General features: G+C 35.9%; 18 protein-coding genes and 1 pseudogene. 10 read left to right on the plus strand and 9 right to left on the minus strand.

Annotation, left to right across the window (positions count from 1 at the left end; genetic code table 11):
* Positions 1-14 precede the first annotated feature (14 nt).
* A pseudogene (locus ACE1OF_RS08075) lies at positions 15-304 on the plus strand (transposase); the annotation flags it as partial.
* A gap of 169 nt (positions 305-473) precedes the next feature.
* Here ACE1OF_RS08075 and pdsO read toward each other — a convergent pair.
* On the minus strand, positions 474-1,322 hold the full coding sequence (gene pdsO, locus ACE1OF_RS08080) for a sortase-associated OmpA-like protein PdsO (protein WP_448893776.1): 849 nt from the start codon (positions 1,320-1,322) through the stop codon (positions 474-476).
* A gap of 217 nt (positions 1,323-1,539) precedes the next feature.
* Here pdsO and pdsR point away from each other — a divergent pair, with 217 nt between their 5' ends.
* From pdsR to ACE1OF_RS08110, 6 genes are all read left to right on the plus strand, one after another.
* A complete protein-coding gene (gene pdsR / locus ACE1OF_RS08085) occupies positions 1,540-2,256 on the plus strand; it encodes a proteobacterial dedicated sortase system response regulator (protein WP_448893777.1) in 717 nt (238 codons plus the stop codon).
* The gene (pdsS, locus tag ACE1OF_RS08090) at positions 2,249-4,513 is read left to right on the plus strand and encodes a proteobacterial dedicated sortase system histidine kinase (RefSeq protein WP_448893778.1); all 2,265 of its coding nucleotides are present in this window, start codon (positions 2,249-2,251) and stop codon (positions 4,511-4,513) included. The genes pdsR and pdsS overlap by 8 nt, the downstream gene beginning before the upstream one ends.
* Before the next feature lie 127 nt (positions 4,514-4,640).
* The gene (locus tag ACE1OF_RS08095; RefSeq protein ID WP_448893779.1) at positions 4,641-5,456 is read left to right on the plus strand and encodes an enoyl-CoA hydratase; all 816 of its coding nucleotides are present in this window, start codon (positions 4,641-4,643) and stop codon (positions 5,454-5,456) included.
* The gene (locus tag ACE1OF_RS08100; RefSeq protein ID WP_448893780.1) at positions 5,456-5,887 is read left to right on the plus strand and encodes a CoA-binding protein; all 432 of its coding nucleotides are present in this window, start codon (positions 5,456-5,458) and stop codon (positions 5,885-5,887) included. The genes ACE1OF_RS08095 and ACE1OF_RS08100 overlap by 1 nt, the downstream gene beginning before the upstream one ends.
* A gap of 247 nt (positions 5,888-6,134) precedes the next feature.
* Positions 6,135-6,323, plus strand: coding sequence for a hypothetical protein (locus ACE1OF_RS08105; protein WP_448893781.1), 189 nt, complete (start codon positions 6,135-6,137; stop codon positions 6,321-6,323).
* 496 nt (positions 6,324-6,819) lie between these two features.
* Positions 6,820-8,340, plus strand: a complete 1,521-nt coding sequence (locus tag ACE1OF_RS08110; RefSeq protein WP_448893782.1) for a hypothetical protein — start codon at positions 6,820-6,822, stop codon at positions 8,338-8,340.
* Between the two features lie 305 nt (positions 8,341-8,645).
* On the opposite strand, the gene ACE1OF_RS08115 is transcribed toward ACE1OF_RS08110, so the two are convergent.
* Positions 8,646-9,545 (minus strand): LysR family transcriptional regulator, encoded by a 900-nt coding sequence (locus ACE1OF_RS08115; protein ID WP_448893783.1) that lies wholly within the window; start codon positions 9,543-9,545, stop codon positions 8,646-8,648.
* Positions 9,546-9,645: 100 nt separating this feature from the next.
* Between ACE1OF_RS08115 and ACE1OF_RS08120 the strand changes: the two genes are divergently transcribed.
* Both ACE1OF_RS08120 and ACE1OF_RS08125 read left to right on the plus strand, forming a co-directional pair.
* Complete coding sequence (locus ACE1OF_RS08120; RefSeq protein WP_448893784.1) at positions 9,646-10,578, plus strand: DMT family transporter; 933 nt, start codon at positions 9,646-9,648, stop codon at positions 10,576-10,578.
* Between the two features lie 312 nt (positions 10,579-10,890).
* The gene (locus tag ACE1OF_RS08125; RefSeq protein ID WP_448893785.1) at positions 10,891-11,706 is read left to right on the plus strand and encodes a hypothetical protein; all 816 of its coding nucleotides are present in this window, start codon (positions 10,891-10,893) and stop codon (positions 11,704-11,706) included.
* Positions 11,707-12,184: 478 nt separating this feature from the next.
* Here ACE1OF_RS08125 and ACE1OF_RS08130 read toward each other — a convergent pair whose 3' ends face one another.
* The 5 genes from ACE1OF_RS08130 to fdhD form a co-directional block, all read right to left on the minus strand.
* Positions 12,185-12,580 carry a hypothetical protein gene (locus ACE1OF_RS08130; RefSeq protein WP_448893786.1) on the minus strand — a complete coding sequence of 132 codons (396 nt, stop codon included), beginning with the start codon at positions 12,578-12,580 and terminating at the stop codon, positions 12,185-12,187.
* A gap of 192 nt (positions 12,581-12,772) precedes the next feature.
* A complete protein-coding gene (locus ACE1OF_RS08135) occupies positions 12,773-13,720 on the minus strand; it encodes a DMT family transporter (RefSeq protein ID WP_448893787.1) in 948 nt (315 codons plus the stop codon).
* Positions 13,721-13,823: 103 nt separating this feature from the next.
* A complete protein-coding gene (locus ACE1OF_RS08140) occupies positions 13,824-14,531 on the minus strand; it encodes an AraC family transcriptional regulator (RefSeq protein ID WP_448893788.1) in 708 nt (235 codons plus the stop codon).
* A 279-nt stretch (positions 14,532-14,810) separates the two neighbouring features.
* Positions 14,811-17,120, minus strand: a complete 2,310-nt coding sequence (locus ACE1OF_RS08145; protein WP_448893789.1) for an FdhF/YdeP family oxidoreductase — start codon at positions 17,118-17,120, stop codon at positions 14,811-14,813.
* A 9-nt stretch (positions 17,121-17,129) separates the two neighbouring features.
* Positions 17,130-17,921: a formate dehydrogenase accessory sulfurtransferase FdhD gene (gene fdhD, locus ACE1OF_RS08150; protein ID WP_448893790.1), complete on the minus strand. Its 792-nt coding sequence runs from the start codon at positions 17,919-17,921 to the stop codon at positions 17,130-17,132.
* A gap of 305 nt (positions 17,922-18,226) precedes the next feature.
* Here fdhD and ACE1OF_RS08155 point away from each other — a divergent pair, with 305 nt between their 5' ends.
* Positions 18,227-18,463 carry a hypothetical protein gene (locus ACE1OF_RS08155; RefSeq protein ID WP_448893791.1) on the plus strand — a complete coding sequence of 79 codons (237 nt, stop codon included), beginning with the start codon at positions 18,227-18,229 and terminating at the stop codon, positions 18,461-18,463.
* On the opposite strand, the gene ACE1OF_RS08160 is transcribed toward ACE1OF_RS08155, so the two are convergent.
* Together ACE1OF_RS08160 and ACE1OF_RS08165 are read right to left on the minus strand one after the other, a co-directional pair.
* Positions 18,443-19,495 (minus strand): alkaline phosphatase D family protein, encoded by a 1,053-nt coding sequence (locus ACE1OF_RS08160; RefSeq protein ID WP_448893792.1) that lies wholly within the window; start codon positions 19,493-19,495, stop codon positions 18,443-18,445. The genes ACE1OF_RS08155 and ACE1OF_RS08160 overlap by 21 nt on opposite strands.
* Positions 19,495-20,655 carry an alkaline phosphatase family protein gene (locus ACE1OF_RS08165; RefSeq protein WP_448893793.1) on the minus strand — a complete coding sequence of 387 codons (1,161 nt, stop codon included), beginning with the start codon at positions 20,653-20,655 and terminating at the stop codon, positions 19,495-19,497. Before ACE1OF_RS08165 ends, ACE1OF_RS08160 begins: the two co-directional genes overlap by 1 nt.
* Positions 20,656-20,714: the final 59 nt, after the last annotated feature.

The raw sequence follows: 20,714 nt of genomic DNA on the forward strand, positions 1-20,714 counted from the left end.
CAGATACGAATACCACAGAAACACGCTGGTATATCAACTCACTAGATTTACACTCAATGCGGTACGCAGCCATTGGCAGGTTGAAAGCATGCATTGGATGTTGGATATGAACTTTAGAGAAGATGAGTCGAGAATACGTAAAAAGCAGGGACCACTTGTGTTTAATGTAATGCGAAAGATAGTGATATCACTCTTTAAACAAGGTACAACCAAGTCAGCATGTATAGAGAGGAAAAAGAAAATGGCAGGGTTAGACGATGATTATCGCTCAACCCTGTTGGAATCTAGGATTAAAATGCGCTAGCAGTGGAAGACTCAGCAAGATAACAATAATATTAACTTACTGAGCCTTTTAGTTTGATAAATAACTGATTAAAGCTATTTTGGCGTATGCGCAGACAAAGGTTAGGAAAACTATTATATTAAATTAACCACTTGTTTTTATATCAAAAATTAGTGGTTTATCGGAATTTTTAGTAGTTGTTGGCCACTTTATCATCGTTTAACGATGATGGATTATGTAACTTCAATACAACACGACGATCATAAAAACTAACTTCGCGTTCATTATTTGCCACAACAGGCGAATTTTCACCAAAGGCAAACGTAGCTATTTGCTCTTCATTAACTCCCATCGCCATTAATAAGTTTTTTACTGTCTCTACTCTGGCTTTTGATAAAGTTTGATTCAATGCAGCCTCCCCTGTTAAATCGGTGTAGCCTGACAAATCAATTTTCATTTTTGGTGAACGGTTAAGTATTTGTGCAAGAGCTTCAACTTGCTCTTGGTAATGGGCGGCTATATCACTTGAACCAGTAGAAAACTGCAAACTCATTAATAAATTATTTGCTTGTAGTTGCCCAGTAGTTTGTTGTTGATTTTCAAGGGCTAATAACTGTTGCTGATAAGTATTTTGCAAACGTTGTAATTTGGCCTGATACTGCTTTTCAGTTTGCTCTTTATTCAAATCGTATAGTTTTTTTTCTTCTAATAAAGTGGTATTTAATGTTTCGTTATCATCTTTAACATTAATAAATTTTGCAATCATAGTGCCCCCTATACCCGCAACCATTGCACCTAAAGGTCCTGCTATTACCCCACCAATTAATGCCCCTGTACCAAAGCCAATATTTTCATTATTAGTTTTTTCTTGATGTCTTTCAGCCACTGTTAGTTTTTTATCCAAAGTGCTGTTATAAGCAGATGCCGATGTGCTCATCATTACAGTTGCAAACATTGTGGCTAATAAAATTGTTTTTGAACAATTGCCTTTACTATTGGAGGCTAAGTTAATTTTATTTTGAGTGTTAATTGCTTTCATAATATTCCTCTTTTATGTTGTCTGTGTTTTCAAAATATTGCTAATATCTTTTTTGTTGAACACAGCTATTAAACCCCAATATAAAGGCAAGGATATGGAGAAAAAAAGCCAAACTGCTGAGCAATTATGGCAACAATATGGCAATTTCAAAAATAAGGCGCACTAAAGTAAAAATTTAGATATAGTCGAAGACAAGCTACCAATTAGAAGTATTACTATGACCAAACGAATTGCTATTGTTGAAGATGAAACGGCCATACGCGAGAATTATGCCGATGTACTACGATCACAAGGCTACCAAGTACAAACCTATGCCAACAGAGAAACAGCCACACAAGCATTTAATTTACGTTTGCCACACTTAGTTATTTTAGATATTGGTTTGAATGAAGAATACGATGGCGGATTTGTGCTGTGCCAGTATTTACGCGCTAAATCAGCTAGTTTACCTATTATCTTTTTAACTGCCCGAGATAATGACTTTGATACGGTTTCAGGGCTTAGAATAGGCGCAGATGACTATTTAACTAAAGACATTAGCTTACCTCATTTAACTGCACGTATATCAGCATTATTTCGTCGTCAAGAAGCCCTTAAACAGCCTATAAACAATGATCATATTACCCAAACGGGTTCATTAACTATTGACAGCCAACGTATGACAATTACATGGCAAAATAAACCTATTGATTTAACTATTACTGAATTTTGGTTAGTTCATGCCTTAGCTAAACATCCTGGTCATGTTAAAAACCGTACTCAATTAATGACTGATTCAAAAATTTATGTTGATGACAGCACAATCACTTCTCATATTAAACGCATTCGTAAAAAATTTGCCAACGCCGATGAGCAATTTGATTGTATAGAAACCGTTTATGGCATGGGCTATCGTTGGTTAAGTGAAATGAATAACACACGTATTGATGGCTAATAGTAAAGTGGTTAATAAAATTGTGGCTAATAAAAAACCTTTACAATTTCGTTTTGGCTTAAGAACAAAATTATTACTGTTGTCTAGCTTTCTGTTTGTTATTCCCTGGTTTGGCTATCAATATGTATGGGAAATGGAGAAATATTTACGCTTTGGACAAGAGCAAACCTTGGTTGGTACAGCAAGAGCATTAGCAACTGCTTTACACGAACGTGAAAATTTATTTAATAACCAAGCCAGTTTTTTACCCAGTGTTGAACAAGGCAAAGATTTATACGGATATCAGTTAACTGAAGCTATTCAACTTGACGGATTACATAACGATTGGCCTAATTTTTCTCAACAGGCTCATTTTTATCATCAACAGCAACAACTGTTTGCCAACGAAGCGCTAAGTCTTAACTTTAAAGCCAGTGTTGGTAAATACGACAAATACCTTTATTTGTTTTTTCAAGTAGTTGATAACCAAGTTGTATTCCGAGGTAAAAATAACCGAAGCATTACTAACAATGACCATTTAGCCCTATCTTTTACCGATCAGAATAACAATTTAAACCGTTTTATTGTCAGTAATAAACAAGCGGGTTGGATATCTGCTTTCAGCATTACCAACAATATCGATGACATCCCAAAACCCGCAGCACATATTCAAGGGCATTGGTTAGTTACTCCCCAAGGTTATAATATTGAACTGAGAGTGCCACTAAAGACCCTTGGTGATAAAATTGCTTTTGCTTTTTTTGATATAGATAAACCCGCTGGTAACGCTGTTTCAGCCATTGGCTCAGCCGACCCAAGCAAACTTGACAGTTTAGGAACAATCCTCGTTCCATCTCCTGAAATTGAACGTATTGTTAAAGGAATGCGTTACACTAATTCAAGTATCTGGGTTGTCGATCAACATCACAGAGTATTAGCCAGTGCAGGCTCATTGAAATCTGCCAATGGTGTTTGGCATGACACAAAAAAAATAGTACGTGCGAGTGATAAACAAAGCCTGTGGTATCAATTTGAACAGCATATATTATTGCCCTTGTATTACAAAATTCTAACCAAGCCTCCTACTGATTTTATTGATCAACTTTACGATGCAGGTCATTTAAGCGGTGAACATATTGTTAGCGCTTTATCAGGCTTGGCTAAATCTCAATGGCGATTAACTACAGATAAACAAGCGTTAGTCTTGTCTGCCGCATACCCTATTTTTATTAATGATCAAGTACAAGGAGCGGTTATTGTTGAAGAAACAACTAATGGCATTCGCACGTTAAGAAATCGCGCTTTAGAAAAACTCTTTACTGTTATTTTAGCTATCATGGTGCTGGGTGCATTAACTTTTATTACTTTTGCTACCCGTATTTCATCACGTATCCGACACTTATCTAATCAAGCAGAATTAGCCATTGATCCGCAAGGGCGGATTATAGGCACTATTTCCCCCTCTACTAGCCGTGATGAAATTGGTGATTTATCACGTAGCTTTACCACCGCAGTTAACCGATTAAGTGAATACAACCATTATTTAGAAAGTATGTCTTCTCGACTTTCTCATGAATTAAGAACGCCTATTGCTGTGGTTAAAACATCTCTTGAAAATTTAGCATTACAAGCCCAGCACACTAATTTTCCACAAGTTAATAATTCATCCCAAGCTAATAACGACAAAAATGCCTATATTGAACGCGCACAAACAGGTATTAATACTTTAAACTTAATTTTAACTAACATGAGCGAAGCAACTCGTCTTGAACAAATGTTGTCAAGCACTGAAAAAATAGATTTTGATTTACATACTGTTGTTTCAGGCTGTATTGCTGGTTATCGACAAGTTTATAGTGATTTTACTTTTCTGTTAGATACTTCCCACTTAAATAAAAAAATAGCAAACCTAACGCTACACGGTTCGCCTGAGCATATAGTGCAATTATTAGACAAAGTAATTCATAATGCCGTTGAATTCAGTCAAGACAAGGTAATAACCATTGAGTTACATCACCAAAATAATCAAGCTGAATTATTAATTCACAACAATGGTATTTTATTACCTAAATTACTTAGTGAGAATTTGTTTGATTCTATGGTTTCATTACGTAACCATGTATCAATAAATAAAAAAGAGCATGAACAACCGCATTTGGGCTTAGGCTTATATATTGCGAGGCTAATATGTCAATTTCATCAGGGTAAAATCAGTGCAAAAAACCACTCTTCGCCTGATGGAGTTACCATACGCATAATACTGCCAACCAAACTTTAGTAGCACCAAGGTCTAATAACACCCAATTATTTTTGTGCTTACACTGAATACTAAAATAATTAAATATAATTATTTCTAAACTTAGCACGCCTAAAAGCGTTTTATAAAACGAAAAAAGGAAGTATATATGTCCAATAACGAAAAAGAACAATCTTATGTATTAAGCCATATTAAAAACCACGTGCTTTGGTTGTCAATGAACCGGCCAGCAGAAAGAAACCCTTTATCATCAACTATGTTACAAACTTTACATCGGCATATTAAAGAAGCGAATGACAATGATGATGTTCGTGTTATCGTGATAAAAGGTGAAGGCAAGGTTTTTTCCGCAGGCCACGATCTAAAAGAAATGTCAGGAAAAAAACCGAACTGTGAGCCCAATAATGAAAAACGCGTTAAGGGCATTTTAGATGATTGCACACAATTTATGATGTCGTTAATTAAATCACCTAAAGCTATTATTGCCTGTGTTCAAGGAACAGCAAGTGCCGCAGGCTGCCAATTAGTATCAATGTGTGATTTAGCTATTGCACAAGAACAAGCATTATTTTGCGCTCCAGGAGTAAATATAGGTACATTTTGCACTACACCGCTTGTTGGCATAGGTAGAAATATGCATCGTAAACATGCAATGGAATTAGCCTTAACGGGCGATCTATTTTCTGCTGAAGATGCCATGCGATTTGGCCTACTTAATAAAGTTGTCAGTAAAGAAGCTCTACTTGAAGAAACTGAAAAACTAGCAGATAAAATTGCAAAAAAATCAGCCGTGGGTATTTATTCAGGTAAACTTGCCTATTACCAACAAATTGAAGAATCAATTGAACAAGCTTATCACACAGCCAGTTATGCAATGCTACACGCTATGCTTTCAGAGGAATGTGAAGAAGGCATTTCAGCATTTTTTGACAAAAGACCTCCTGTTTGGAAAGGGTTAGAATAATGAGTACAGAGATAAACACAGCCTCTCGAGATGCAAAAATCTCTCATATTTTGAAAAACACCCAAACCATCGCATTAATTGGTGCAAGCGCCAAACCTGATCGTGACAGCTATAAAGTGATGGCATTTCTCATTGAACAAGGATACCAAGTGTTCCCTGTAAATCCTAAACTAACAGGACAAAAAATACAGGGTCGCGAGGTGTATAACTGTTTAAATGATATTCCAGTGGCTATTGACATGATTGATGTTTTCCGCCAATCAAAATACCTTTACGATATCGTTGATGCAGCAAAACAATATCATGTTAAATTTATTTGGGCGCAACAAGGTGTAAGTGATACACAAGCTGAATTATTAGCCCTTAAACATAATATACCTATGATAGTAAATAGTTGCCCTGCAATTGAAATACCTCGTTTAATGCTGTAACTGAACTTAGCCATGTGCTCTTAATAAACCAACTATTTCAAGAACACTACTCTGCTTTATCGCTCAGTTTTATCGCATAACTATAATTGCTTCATAACAGCAAACAAACACATCATCTTTGATATAGAACAACAGCTTAAGATATTATCAAATATTTCTAGACATAAAGGAAATTTTAATTACAATCCCCCTTCTTATCAATTTTGATAGATTAAAGCCTTAATAATTACCGTCCTGGAGAAATAAAATGAATGTTGACCAACATATCAAAGTAGCACAATGGCACTTAGAGCAAGCTCGTTTACATAACATTAGTGATCATACTTGTGGTTGCCCTGCAAACAAACATGACCAACGCGCTATCGACGCTGTTGAAGCAGGTTTAATCATTGAAGAAAAAGCATGTACATTAGAAGCTAAAGAAGCGCGTGCTTAAGTAATACAATTAACTAACAATTAAACGTTAGCGATATTTATATGAAGTGATGACATTTACTCTGTTATCACTTTTTTAACAAATATGGTGTATCACAAGAGCGTATTCGACAGATTGAAAAAAAAAGCATTACAAAAAATGAAACACGTTATGCTCGAACTAAAAACTTGAACTTAAACTTGAACTTAAACTAAAATAGAGCCTCTTATAGGGTGTATTCAGATAAAATCACACTATTCAACTTAGTGTAGACCATATAAAGTGGTCACTTTACTTGATTAGTGTAGTTTATTAATCCGAGATATGTAAAGATATGTAAAGGCGCATGTGTAAACGGAACTTACCCAATACAATACTCTTTATCCACATGCCAAAACAGCAATTTAATTAACCTAATGATCTGCTTAAAATTTTAAATATCAGCAATAAATTTAAGACTTTTATTCGCCTTAAATTTGCAAGTAGTTAATAGTGATACTTACTAAAAGGAAAAAAAATGACTCTCAGAAGCTTTCAAAACTCTAGCTACAAACGTTTTATCCCATTGTGGTTTAGCTTGATTTTTTCATTAACTTTATATGGCTGTGGGGGTAGTAGTGATTCAGACACTGGATATATTCAGTTATACAACCTTTCTCCAAATGCACCTGGAATTTATTTAACTGTAGACCAATATGACGATGATGATTATAGCGAAAAAACATATTCAGCCATCTCTTTCACCAAAGTTGGCAGTCGTTTCTCTTACGACCCTGACACCTATGATATTGAGTTAGCTTGGCAAAATGAATACAACAATCAATATGATTTAGAAACTATTTATGAAGAACCACTAAGAATAAATAGTGATGCCACTCAGTTTATTGTTATCGCTGGTGATATTAAAGAACCAAGTATCATGGTTTATGAAATTCCAGTAAGAGATGATGATGAAATTGATGACGATAACGTCGACGATTTATTTAACGTTAGAGTACTTAACATGCATGATTTATCTGCAGGAATAGATATTTATTACTCTGAATCAGATGAAACATTCAATGAAGCTAAATTATTAAACCAAGCTAATTATAGTGTTATGTCTGACAATCAAAAGTTAGACCAAGACGAGTACATCTTTTACATTACCTCTGCTGGTAGTACTGACGTTTTATATACCTCACCTGATATCACTTTTCCTTATGCTGCGGAATATATCATCGTTGTTAGAGCTAATACTGGCGTAGGCTCATCTCCATTTATGATAGATATTGTATCAACCTCAGCAGTACAAGCTTATTCAGACACTAATTCTGAAGCCAGTTACCGTGTATATAATGGTATTGTAGAGCACCCACTACTACCACAATATACAAGCTCATTTGATTTTTACATCAATACCATTGATGACTCACCTGAAGTGTCAGCACTCAACTATGGTGAATATAGCCCAACAACACTAATCAGCTCTGGCGATTATAGTATGAGTTTGGTAACACCAAATGAGCAAAGTGTTATTATCAATAATCATTTATTACCATTAAATGAAAATACTGATAAAACAATCTTTTTCTATCTTTTAGAAGAAGCTGTAGATGAAGATGAAGATGGCGACATTGACGAAGATGGTGATGGCCGTATCGACGAAATAGAAATAACGCTAAATTCACTGGTTGTTGAAAACAGTAAAACTGAAAGTATTTATAGTCATCAAATGACAGTAGTAAACTTAATCGACCAAGATGAAATTGTTGACGACTTTACTAATATTAAAGTGTACTTTGTACGCAATGATGAAATTATAGAAACGGCTGATCAGTATTTAACAGCAATATTTGCTACGCCAAGTACCGTTGGGTTACTTAATAACACATACACTGTTTACGTGATTGGTACATTAGACAGCAGTAATATTGTACTTGCAACAAGCCAATTAACACTTAACGAAGACAGTAAAAATCAGTTTGTTCTTTTAGAAAAAGACGCGAGTTCTGCAACGGGTTACAAAATGACTTTTACTAATCAAAGTGATGATTAGTAAGTAAAACATCAATCAAACAGGCTTTAATAAGCCTTATGCAAAAGAAAAAAATAGGTGTCTGCTATGCAACACCTATTTTTTTATGAATATGCTTTAACAACCCAACGTTATATATTCAATAGTAGGTAATTATCCTACATCTGCACCTTGGTGGTAAGTCAAATAACAATTAGTAGCCACTATCGGTACCCCTTTGGCTGGCTAATTTCATTTTTTATTTGCAATTTTGATATTTATACCTCTTTTTGTCATGGTCATTCACCATAACTATCAAGCTGACCAAATTCATTACTCAATTAACTTTATACTGGATTCTCATTGAAACGTTTGACCATAAAATCTATTAGCAAGCGTAACCTAAATGGTATATTGTCACGATCTCGATAGAGCATTTGGCACCCACGAGGCTGGTTGCTCCACTCAGGTAAAATTTGTTTAAGCACCCCTGAATCAATCAATGGTTGCGCGTGATAGTCAGGGATAAATCCAATACCAATGCCATCTTGTATCGCGCGAGTGAGTAAACTAATGTCGTCTACTTTTAGCCGAATGTTTTGAGTTGGCTTATGTATTTTTCTCTCTTTAGATGTATTGTGTTGTAGCTTCCACGTAGACATAGGTGCACACAATACAGTGGCAAAGCCTTCCAAATCGCATGGTGATTTTAGGTTAGGTATATTTAATTTTTCTGAGCCGCAAATAACAAAACGAATATTAGTTAAATGCCGACCAATCCAGTGGCCTGTATTATGATCACCAATACGAAATGCTATGTCGATAGCTTCCCCTTCAAGATCAATATTTTGATTTGAAAGGCGTAAATCTAAATAAATATCAGGATAATGAACTAAAAAAGCATTAAAATGCTGGGCTAAAACATGCATACCAAAATTCACTGGTGCAGTAATTCTAATGATGCCTTTTGCTTGTGTTTTGTCTTGTAAAAGACATAGCGCCACATCATTTAATTCTTCAAAAAGGGAGAAGCTCCTTTCATAATACCTTTGTCCTGAGTGGGTTAATTGAACCCGATGAGCATCACGATTTAGCAGTCTTATCCCTAAATCTTCTTCTAACTTAGCGACTCGTCGGCTTAATGTTGAAAGAGGAAGCTCTAATATTTCTGAAGCCTTTTTAAAACTACTATGCTGGGCAACAGCACAAAAGTAACGCATGTCATCAAGAGAATAATTAAATTTCATATTTGGAATGTTACATCTCATTTTTATCTATTTATACCACATTTAAAACATATACACTGTCACTCACATTTTCTCAAGTTTTCTTTCTATGGAAATAAATATGAATCGTTCAACAAATACGAATGCCATTTTATTATTACTACTGTGTGCATTTTTCTGGGGCGCATGTTTTCCTGTTGGTAAACATGCGTTGGCACAAGTACACGCGCTAACCTTAGTTATTTGGCGTTTTGCCATCGCTGCTATTTGCTTATTCATTTACACAAAATGGAAAAAGATCTCTATGCCTAATCTAACGCCAAAACAATGGACTTGGGCGATTAGTGTTTCTATCGTTGGCGTGGGTGGGTTGAACTTAGGTTTATTTAGTGGCCTAGCGCAAACGGATGCTAACAATGGGGCTTTGATTATGGCACTAAGCCCATTAGCAACATCTTTACTTGGTAGTTTGCTGCAACGTAAACTTCCTGCTCGCAGTACAGTTTTTAGCTTGGTAGTTTGCTTGTCTGGCGTGTTATTAGTGTTAACCAATGGTGAGTTAAAACGCTTGCTAGGGGTTCAATTCAATCACGGTGATCAAATGATATTTCTGGGCATGTTATGTTGGAGCCTTTACACCTATTTAACACAAGGAATAAGCCATTCGATGCCAATGATTCCTTATACCTTACTCGGCATGTTATCAGGTTTAGGGGTAATTTCATTAGTCACAGTATTTAATGCTGATGTTCATCCGCTACAAGAAAGCTTAGTAATAAGCGGTACTACTTTAGCTGATTTAATGTTTATTGGTATATTTGGTACAGTAGGTGGTTATTTATTATGGATTTCTGGCGTGAAACAACTGGGAGCTACCAACGCATCTTTATTTTTCAACTTTGTTCCCGTTTTTGCTGCATTAACTGCATTTACTTACGGCCAAAATGTCACTGAGTTGCAGTTATTGGGAGTAGTAATTGTGATTACTGGTTTAATACTACCCAGAATCATGAAGTGGCAGCAGCAACGTCTGGCTACCGAGTCGGTTAGTTAAGCTTGTTTAGTCCCTGTGTGTATTTATCATTTTTAACAAAACAGGCTGTTAATACTCTGTTCTTCGCAATATGGAAAATTGACATTAAATTAACGTTTATTTTGGTAAAATAACAAACTTTACTTTATCTTGGCTATATCATCTCGTTTAACTCTTTTACAAAGAGTTATTTTTATCACTTTAGGTATATAGTCAGTCTGTTAATTTTAAGTAATTCATAATAAACTTAAATGATGTTTTCAAACTAAATGAGAGTTTTTTATTCAATACAGTGAATTGTATATCAAATATATAACAACAAGGATGAACCAAATGAAGTTACTACTACCCATTTTTATGCTGATTATAGCATTACCTTCTCTACATACTAACGCTCAGTCTATTAATTACCTAACATGTGATGATTGTTCCTATGCAGAACAAAAATCATTAGCTGTTTTATCAGGCCGAAATGGAAAAGTGAATGTTATTGATTTTAAAACCATCGAAGCTAACAGCTTTTACGTATTTAATGAACCTGGACAGCACTCAGCGGTGGAAGCTACCCCTTCTGTAGACTTGACATCTGGTATAGAAGAATTAAGAGCATTTAAACACCAATTTGATCGTTTAATTAAAGGCAATATTTCAATCAGTGCGATCAGTCCTTATATGTTTGATAGCTCAAGCTTTAATGTCGTGGATCTTGTCAGAAGCCCATCTATGCAAGCAGATGTTGCTCAAGCTATTGGTAGATATTATGAAAATAACATTATAGCTAGTGTTAGGACAATTTCAGGGGCATTTGGCTCTACCGCTCTGAATACCGTTATTACAGCGCAATATGTTGTTACAGTGCAATTTGGTACTAACGGTGATACCTTTCAGTTTAAATATACAAGTTTGAATATTTACCCTGATGGCAGTGTGGGGTATGAATTTACAGCTAAAACTGATTCTGGGCGTAGCGAGGGGGTTATGATAATAGCGACAGGAAATGGTGCATTTCAGGTTAGAGGAGCAGCTGCAAATGTAGAAGCTTTTATCAACAAAATGGGCTTTACCGTAAGTGGTAGTTTCGGTGGACGAGGTAGTGTTTCTATAGGATGTGAAGGTACAATAGGACATCCTTGTTTATTAAGTAATTAATCTAGGGCGTTATGTTGTTTGTTTTTAGACTGGGCAAGCTTATTGATTGTTACGGTCTAAAAGTTCCTAGAAATATGCATTTCCTATACATTTCATTTCTTATACATTTAAAGTTAGCCTATATTCTTTAGGAATAGAACTCTATCGATAAAGGTTTAGTAAAATAAAACGAGTAAAACGGTAAGGACTACATAAAAAAGCACCCCGACTAAATAGGCTTGCGATGGTGTACGAATTTTTGATTTTTTTCTATTGCTATAGCTACGAAGCGAATAAAGTTCTACCCTACTTTTCCCTAAAGAAACCATTCTAACGATAGTTGCTCCTGTGATATAAAACACATACCCGAAAAATACCTCAAAAAATAACCAAAGGATTAAATCACCCATACTCCATCACTCGCTTTATCATTTATGTACTTAACTCTATTACATCAGGTTATTTAATTTCATTCATCAATGTTGGCATAAGTAAAAACTTAAACGTTGGGCTTGAAATAGTCAACGTTATTATTACGATATATCCACCAGAATCCAGCAAACAGAACAAACCAAACAAAGGTTCGTAAAGACATAGCACGAAGGCTGTCAACCGCAATAGCAACACCTTGCTTGTACATTAAAAAGATTATCGTTAAAACAACGATATTCAGCAAAAAAATAACAGCCGCCATCTGCATGCCTTGTTTAATATTACGCCATGCAGTGATACCAGCAACAACATATACTATACCCATCACTGCGTTATATATTAGTAAAGGTAAAAAAACGATGTAGCCTGGATTTGTCCCCAGAAGAATGCGAGTACCTGCAACAATAGTGACAAGACCAAACAATATAGCTATGGTTACGAATATATTATGGATAATTTTCATTTGTCAATTTCCCTAGCCATTTCTACCATTTAGGCGTTTAACGTGCCTGTAGAATAACTCATTTTTATCTTATTGGTTAATCAAAATACACTAACTTAATTCTTAATTATTGTTTTTAATCATTAATAACATAACTCGATAAATTATTCTTGGCATTACCTCTGTTAGCTTGCAAAGCAGGATTAAAAATAGCTAATACTCTCGCATTAGCGGAATAGAAACAGTTGCCGTTTTTTGCCTGTTAAAATTAAACGGAATTGTTTGTAATAATAAACAAAGTGAGACTAACCCCATACCAACCCAACCAATGATTTTAAAGCTTTCGCCAACAATATAGATAGCCAGAAGCGTAGCCACTAACGGCTCTATTAAAGTAATTAAAGTTGCTCTACTGGCGTCAATTGACTTTAAACCAAAGCCAAAAAGTAAATATCCCAAAAACATTGGCGCAAATGCCATATATATAACCACAGAAGTATTCGTTATGGTTGAGAAAATATTTTCGCCTGTAAACCATAAGGATGGCAATAAAAACAAAGCCGCAATACCAAATTGCACCGCCACTGATGATTGTGAATGTACCCCCTTTTCTATCAAATGCTTTGCAGCCCATGAATAACCAGCATAAGTGAGCCCAGCAAGCAAACCTAAAAGCACCCCCATATTTTGTAATAAATGATTATTTAAAGACGAGTTTTCGTGGCTTTTGCCCATGACTAAAAATACAATACCAACCGCTCCAATAATAAAACTAATGACCCAATATAGCGATATATATTTTTTACTGATCAGACGCTCCAATAACACAGAAAAAAATGGCGCACTCGCGATAGAGATAACGGTTCCAATGGCTACACCTGAAAAGCGCATCGAGTTATAAAATGCTAACGGGTAAATAGCTACACAGGCACTACCCATTAATATTAACATGGGTTGAGCAAGCAAACGTTTATAGTCTAGTTGTATTCTTCTGTGTGCAACAAGTGCCAATAGAAGGCCACCAACACCAGTTGAAAAAGCGCCAATACCTAATGAGCTAACATTATGAGCATAACTTGCCGCCGTGCCTGTGGTTCCCCATAGAAAACTAGCAATTACAATTGCTATAACGCCTTTAAAAATGTGGCCTTGATTCATCATATTAATCTGTATCTCATCAGGTAAGTAAGCAAAAAAACTATACCCTGTTATTCACTATTAAACTTGACGATTAAGACGTTTATATTGACAAATAAGACGAATGTTATTTTTTGAATTTTGTGGGTGAAATACCGCAATACTGAGAAAATTTACGACTAAACATTGACAGTTCACTGTACCCTACTTTTTCACCTATCAGTTGTAATCGGTAGTCTGTATGCGTAAGTAGTGCTTGCGCTTTTTCCATGCGAAGCATAGTGACATACTTCATTACTGAATACCCGGTTTGCTCTTTAAAGAGTTTTTTAAACTGTGTTTCGCTTAAAAAAGCTATTTTTGCCAAACGGTTAATTTGTAATTTATCCGCAAGATTATTTTCAATAAAGCTGATAGCAGCACCAATTCGGTAGTCTATTGTTGGTAACAAGGGTTGTTCTATTAGTAGTAAACAAAAGGTATTATACATTGCACGTTCAAGCGCTATATTTACTTGATGCTCTAACTGTTTCTCGATAAAAGCTAAATAACTAACAAGCGATGAGTTGATCGAAAAAACAACACGTTCAGAAGATAAAATATTCTCTGGTAGTACCTGCATATCAGCAACAACAAACCTCGCTTCAGTATTTGCGGTAAAAAGATGTACTTCACCACACTTTACTACGACACATTCACCTGGTGCTACTTTACCATTAAAATTACCGACACTTATCTGAATTACGCCTTTTAACGGTAACACCAACTGGTTAAACGAATGGCTATGGCTCGTTGGTTTTGTACTGTATGAACGAATAGACAAATTATTTGGCATAAACACTCTCGGTTAACTTATTCAATCAGATTCAGTCAATCAACTATTCAACACTTCACCATACTACAAGGTATAAAACTTAATTGGATTATTACACCAAATAAGTTAATAACACAGCCCAAAAAATTAACCAATACAGCTATTTTTATAGCGACTGAAGCCAGTGTTGTTAAACAATTAAAAGCTTATCTTAACGAGCACTGCCAATATAACAATAAATTGTTATATTGGCAGTGCTTATTGGAATCAAAAAAGATAAACAGTTTTTTACCTCATGATTTATATTTTTTCTAGCGTAACGGGTATTGATTTAGAGGTTGGTGTGCCGCAATCATCTGCTACGCTTTCTAAGGGCACTAAAGGGTTAGTTTCAGGATAGTAAGCAGCAATGCATCCTGGCGGAATAGCATATTCCATCACTTTAAAGTCTGTTACTGAACGCGCTACACTATCATCTGAAACAGTCGTTATTTTAACAAAATCACCATTAACTAAAGGTATTTTAGCCATGTCTTCGGCATTGATAAAGATAACTTTTCGTTCGCCATAAACACCGCGGTAACGATCATCTAATCCGTAAATACTGGTATTATATTGATCATGAGAGCGTAACGTTTGCAAGGTAAACACAAGGTTTTCTGTTTTATCTTTGGCAATTTCATGCGCGAGTTGTTCGGGTAATTTAGTCGCTGAAAACATCGCTTTTTTCTCAGGCGTTTTCCATTGACGTTGAGCTGCTAAATTTTGTAAATAAAAACCTCTGCCTGTTTTTATCTTTTCATTATAATTATCGAAATTGGGAATAACAGCACTTATTTCATCTCGAATAAAAGCATAATCATTAGAAAATTTTAGCCAATCAACTAGCTTATTTCCTACCGAAGCCATTGCCATACTCGCAATAATAGACGTTTCTGAACGTAAGTTTGGCGAAGCAGGTTCATTTTGACCTTTCGAACTATGTACCATGCTCATAGAGTCTTCAACTGTAATACATTGTTCACCACTTGCTTGGCGATCAATTTCAGTTCGTCCTAAGCAGGGAAGAATTAAAGCATTTTTTCCTGTCATTAAATGGCTACGATTAAGTTTAGTACTGATTTGCACAGTTAAATCGCATTTTTGTAATGCTTGATAGGTTCTTTGTGTGTCAGGTGTAGCGGCGGCAAAATTTCCACCCAGCGCTATAAATACTTTGGCTTTTTCTGTTAACATGGCTGCAATTGACTCAACCGTGTTATACCCTGCATCACGCGGTACACTGAAGGCATATTGCTTTTCTAACGAATCAAGAAACTCCATCGGTGGCTTTTCATTAATGCCAACAGTGCGATTGCCCTGTACATTTGAATGACCACGAACAGGACAAGCGCCAGCACCTTTTTTACCTATGTTGCCTCTTAACATCAATACATTAACAAGTTCTCTTACCGTAGCTACTGAGTGACGATGTTGAGTGATTCCCATGGCCCATGTAAAAATTACATTTTCGCTACTTGTGTATATATCAGCTAGCTTTTCAATATCAGCTCTATTTAAACTGCACTGGTTAATTATTTTATCCCAAGTCGTTAATTCAACACTGCGTTTGTATGCTTCAAAACCACGGCAATGTTCATTAATAAACTCAATATCAAGCACTGATTTATCTTGTTCAAATCGTTCAAATAAACACTTAGCAACACCACGTAATAACGCCATGTCACCACCTAATCGGGGGGTAAAGTAGTAACCACTAATTTTAGTACCTGTGAAAAGGATCATTTCTTTTGCACTTTGTGGATCGGTAAACTTTTGTAATCCACGTTCTTTCAGGTTATTAATAGAAACAATAGTTGCACCGCGTTTACTGGCCTTTCGTAACGTACCCAACATACGTGGATGATTAGTGCCAGGGTTTTGACCAAAAACAAAAATAGCATCGGCATGGTCAAAATCATCCATAGTTACTGTGCCCTTCCCTGTACCTAAACTACGCGTCATACCAACGCCAGAGGCTTCATGGCACATATTAGAGCAATCTGGAAAATTGTTTGTACCCAAAACCCGACCAAATAACTGATATAAATAGGCTACTTCATTACTCGCTCGACCAGATGTATACAGCAAAGCTTCATTAGGCGAAGCAAGCGCTTTAAGCTGTTCAGCAATAACACTAAAAGCCTTGTTCCAACTAATAGGTTGGTAATGATCATGCTTACCGTCGTAGTACATAGGTTCTGTTAAACGGCCACTTTTTTCAAGTGAGTGATCATCCCAACGTTTTAATTCTGTAATGGAATACTGCTTGAAAAAATTGGCATCAACACGTTTACTGGTTGCTTCCCATGCAATAGCCTTTACACCATTTTCACAAAAATCGATTTTCCCTGCTTTTTCTGAATCTCCCCAAGCACAGCCCGGACAGTCAAAACCACCAGGTTGATTCGCTCTTAATAAAGCTTTGACTCCTTTTATTGAGTTTTCACTCTGCATAAGGTGTTTAGCTGAGCTTTTTAGCGCTCCCCAGCCACCCGCAGGAGGTGAATATTTAGGAGTATCATTATTTTGTTGATTTTTAGAGCTAAGTGACTTGTTTGGTTTAGACATATATTTCTCTTAAGCAAAACGTTTAAGTTGGCCATACTGAAAGCAAAAAAGGGCTATGCCTGCTTTACGTGCGGAATTTACAGCTAAATCAGTGGGTTGTGCTAAGGTTACTAAAGTAAATAAATTTAAACGGGCTATTTTGGCAATTAAATCATGACTACAGCGGCTAGTTAACAGAACAAAACCCTCAGTAATAGGTTGTGCTCCCTTTGACAAACAGCCCAACAGTTTATCCAATGCAGAATGACGCCCTACATCTTCTCTACTCGCAATAACCTTTGCAGATAAATCAAAATATGCTGCTACATGATTACCTCGAATGCCACCTGATTGTTTTACTATCATAGGTAAGGCATCTTTAGCTTTAATAATGGTTGCTTCGCAGGGTAATACCTTGTTTTTATTAAGCTCTATATTTGACGAATAGCTTAATTCCATCGCAGCTTCAAGAGAGTCTATCCCACAAAGGCCACAACCAATTGGCCCTGTCATTTTTCTACGACGTTGTTTCAAACGGTTTTGGCTACTGGCAAGTATTTGAATATCTACTTGCCAACCATAATCATGAGAATGAACAACAGTATCTAACACTTCTTTAACCGAACCAATTAAACCTTCACTTAAAGCAAAGCCCAGAGCAAAGTCTTTCAAATGAGCAGGCGATGCCATCATTACCACATGGCTTATACCATTGAAACTAATCACAATAGCCGCTTCTGAAAGCTTAGCTTGTTGTAATGTATTGTCAGGTAATATTGTTAATGTGTTAGCAGGAGGCGTGATATTTTTCACTTGTGTCATGGTTAGATATAGTCAACTTGATTAATGGTATATTTGTGATGTAAATACTGAGTTTTTAATCCCTCTTTTGAGTGTTCTACCATTTTATCAACTTTTTCAAGTGAAGTCCTGATGAAAGCATTAAATAACACGTTGTTAACACGCAATTATAAAAAATATTTCCGTTAACGCACACCTTAACTCTTAGTTTTTCTAATGCTGGTTTGGTAATTTAGTGCTTATTAATTAAAAACAAACACTAGGGTCTGTTGATCTTTCGCGGTTAAATTTTGTTCGAGATAAAAACGTTTTAATCGCGGCGAGTAGTGTGTAGCCTAGTCATTCTAAGCAAATACTACTCAACAAAGAGTAAAACGTTTTTAGCCGAATCCTTCGGACAGCGTTTGTTGGTCATTTTTACAGCGTTATCGCCTTTTTATGTGGAACAACCACATTACAAAGGCTCAGCCTTGTATAAATACCCAACAAAATGCTGCAAAAACAATCTCGAAAGATCAACAGCCCCTAAATTACTGTTATTATTAATACGCGCTTATTTCTGACAACATTAAGTTATGATGAGCAAAAACATCACCTTTTATATCCTTAATTTTCAAGGATATTTTAGGATCACTGTCATCCCAATCAATTAATATTTCACCATAATTCACCTCACTAGTGTACGAGCCAACCCGATGCTTATTCGGGCTAACCTGCTTCCATTCTTCTGTTAATCCTGAGCTTGTCACTTCCCATAAAGGGTAATCAGTTGCAAGTGAAACTTTAGATACTTCTCCCCAATGGGTATCACCACTAATGATCAAAACGCCATTTACCTTGTGTTTTTTAATCAAAGCAAATAATCTTTTTCGGTCTTCTGGAAAGTTAGCCCATGATTCCCACCCAGTAAATTCAGGTAATAGTTGTAAGCTTGAGCCTATAATTTTAATGGCTGAAGGCTTTTTCAGTTCTTCCTCTAACCATAACCATTGCTTTTCGCCAAGCATAGAGGCATTTTTTACGGTGCTTGGTGAGTATGGCCCCATATTATTTGGTTTTCGGTCAAGGATATACGCTTGTTTAGAAACATGGTTTAGTGTGTCTCTATTCCAGCGTAAATCAGGTAATATTACATGAACCTTCTGTTCACCTTTCCCATACATATAAGCAGTATAAATACCGCTATCGCGAGAATAACGCATAGAGTTTTTAGGCTCTTGCCAAAAATCTAACATCAGCTTTCGTGATGCTTCTTTTTCAGGATATTGAGCGCCAGCATCGTTTTCACCATAATCATGATCATCCCAAATAGCAATGGTTTCGGTATTTTCACGTAATGTTTTAATGCCTGGTATATTGCCTAAGCGTTTATATTTATTGGCAAGATCTGCCATATTTTTAGTATCACCATAAATGTTATCACCTAAAAATATAAATAAATCAGCATTTTCAGCATTAATCGCATCCAAAATAGGCATACTTTTATCTTGATGGCTACAAGAGCCAAAGAGTATTTTTTGTACTTTTGCTTGCACTGAAAAAGCACTAAGCGCGAAACCAATAATACAAAACATTACCAACGTTAAAGCTTTCATTAAAAAATCTCCTTAATTTTAGACCCTACATTAGGATTAAAATCTTTAGGCTCTTTTCCAAGTAAGGTTAATGCGGTAGCAGCTATTTGCTTTTGCTTAACTTCACCTTGAGTAATAACCTGCCCTTTGGCTTTTATACCTGCACCAATGGCCGCAAACCAAATGTTTTCAGAGCCAACAATACCATTAGGGAACGTATTTAAATTTTTCATATATTCTTTAACTGCATCTGCTGACGCATGGTGTTGCCAATCTTCGGCATTGCTACCACGCCCATGATCGGTAGTAATCAATAATACGGTTTTGTTTTTATACTCAGGCGTTGATTGGATCGTGTGCCATAAGTCTTCAATAAACTTATCCGTTTGATGTGCTGAGCTTAAATAACTATCATAATGTCCATCATGAGCAAAATCGTCCGTTTCTCCAAATGAAATAGCCATTACTTTAGGTTTTTGCTGCAGTAAATAATCTTTAGCATAACGATAAGTAAAGCTGTCTAACCTTACATTGTGCCAAGGGCTAGGAATTTCTTTTTGCAGTGAATTGAGTAATGTCATCTCGTTAGATAATGGGTAACCCTGTGCAGGCATAAACCCAGCATTAACATGCATTTTATTACGCTCTACATTAAAAATAGCAGGAAACACATCCCAGCTCGCAAAAGCCGCTAATTTATGTTCAAAAGATGCTTGATTATTTAGCCATTCAATGAATGACATATGTGGATTGGGTACTTTTTTATTGCTATTGAGTTTTGGGTCAGCAATACCCGTAAAGATTTCACTGTAGCCAGGATAAGAAAAATGCCAATTATTAGCAACAGACATTGTTGAGCCAATGTTTCGGTTTCCAATAAGAACACCTTCTTTAGCAATAGTATTCCAAAAAAAGGGCATTAATAACGCACGGCTTTTTGCTGGATTTTTGTCCCAAAAATGTGCTTTTGTGTGTCTGTTTGGGCGTACAAACTTATCATTGTTAAGTAAGTTTTCGTCAGCACCACTAAACAGTTCTTGCCAACGTAAACCATCAATAGTAATCAAAATTAAGTTTTCAGCAACCACTGCTGTTGCATGGTCAGACTTTGTGGTGTTTTCTGCTTTGCTAGCCATACTAACGCTAAAACAGAGTATTGCGATAATTAAGTATTTAGACATTTAAATAACCAATAAATAATGAGTTTAAATAGAAATAACCAAGCAATAAATATCGCTTG

The sequence above is a fragment of the Colwellia sp. E150_009 genome, assembly GCF_053543955.1.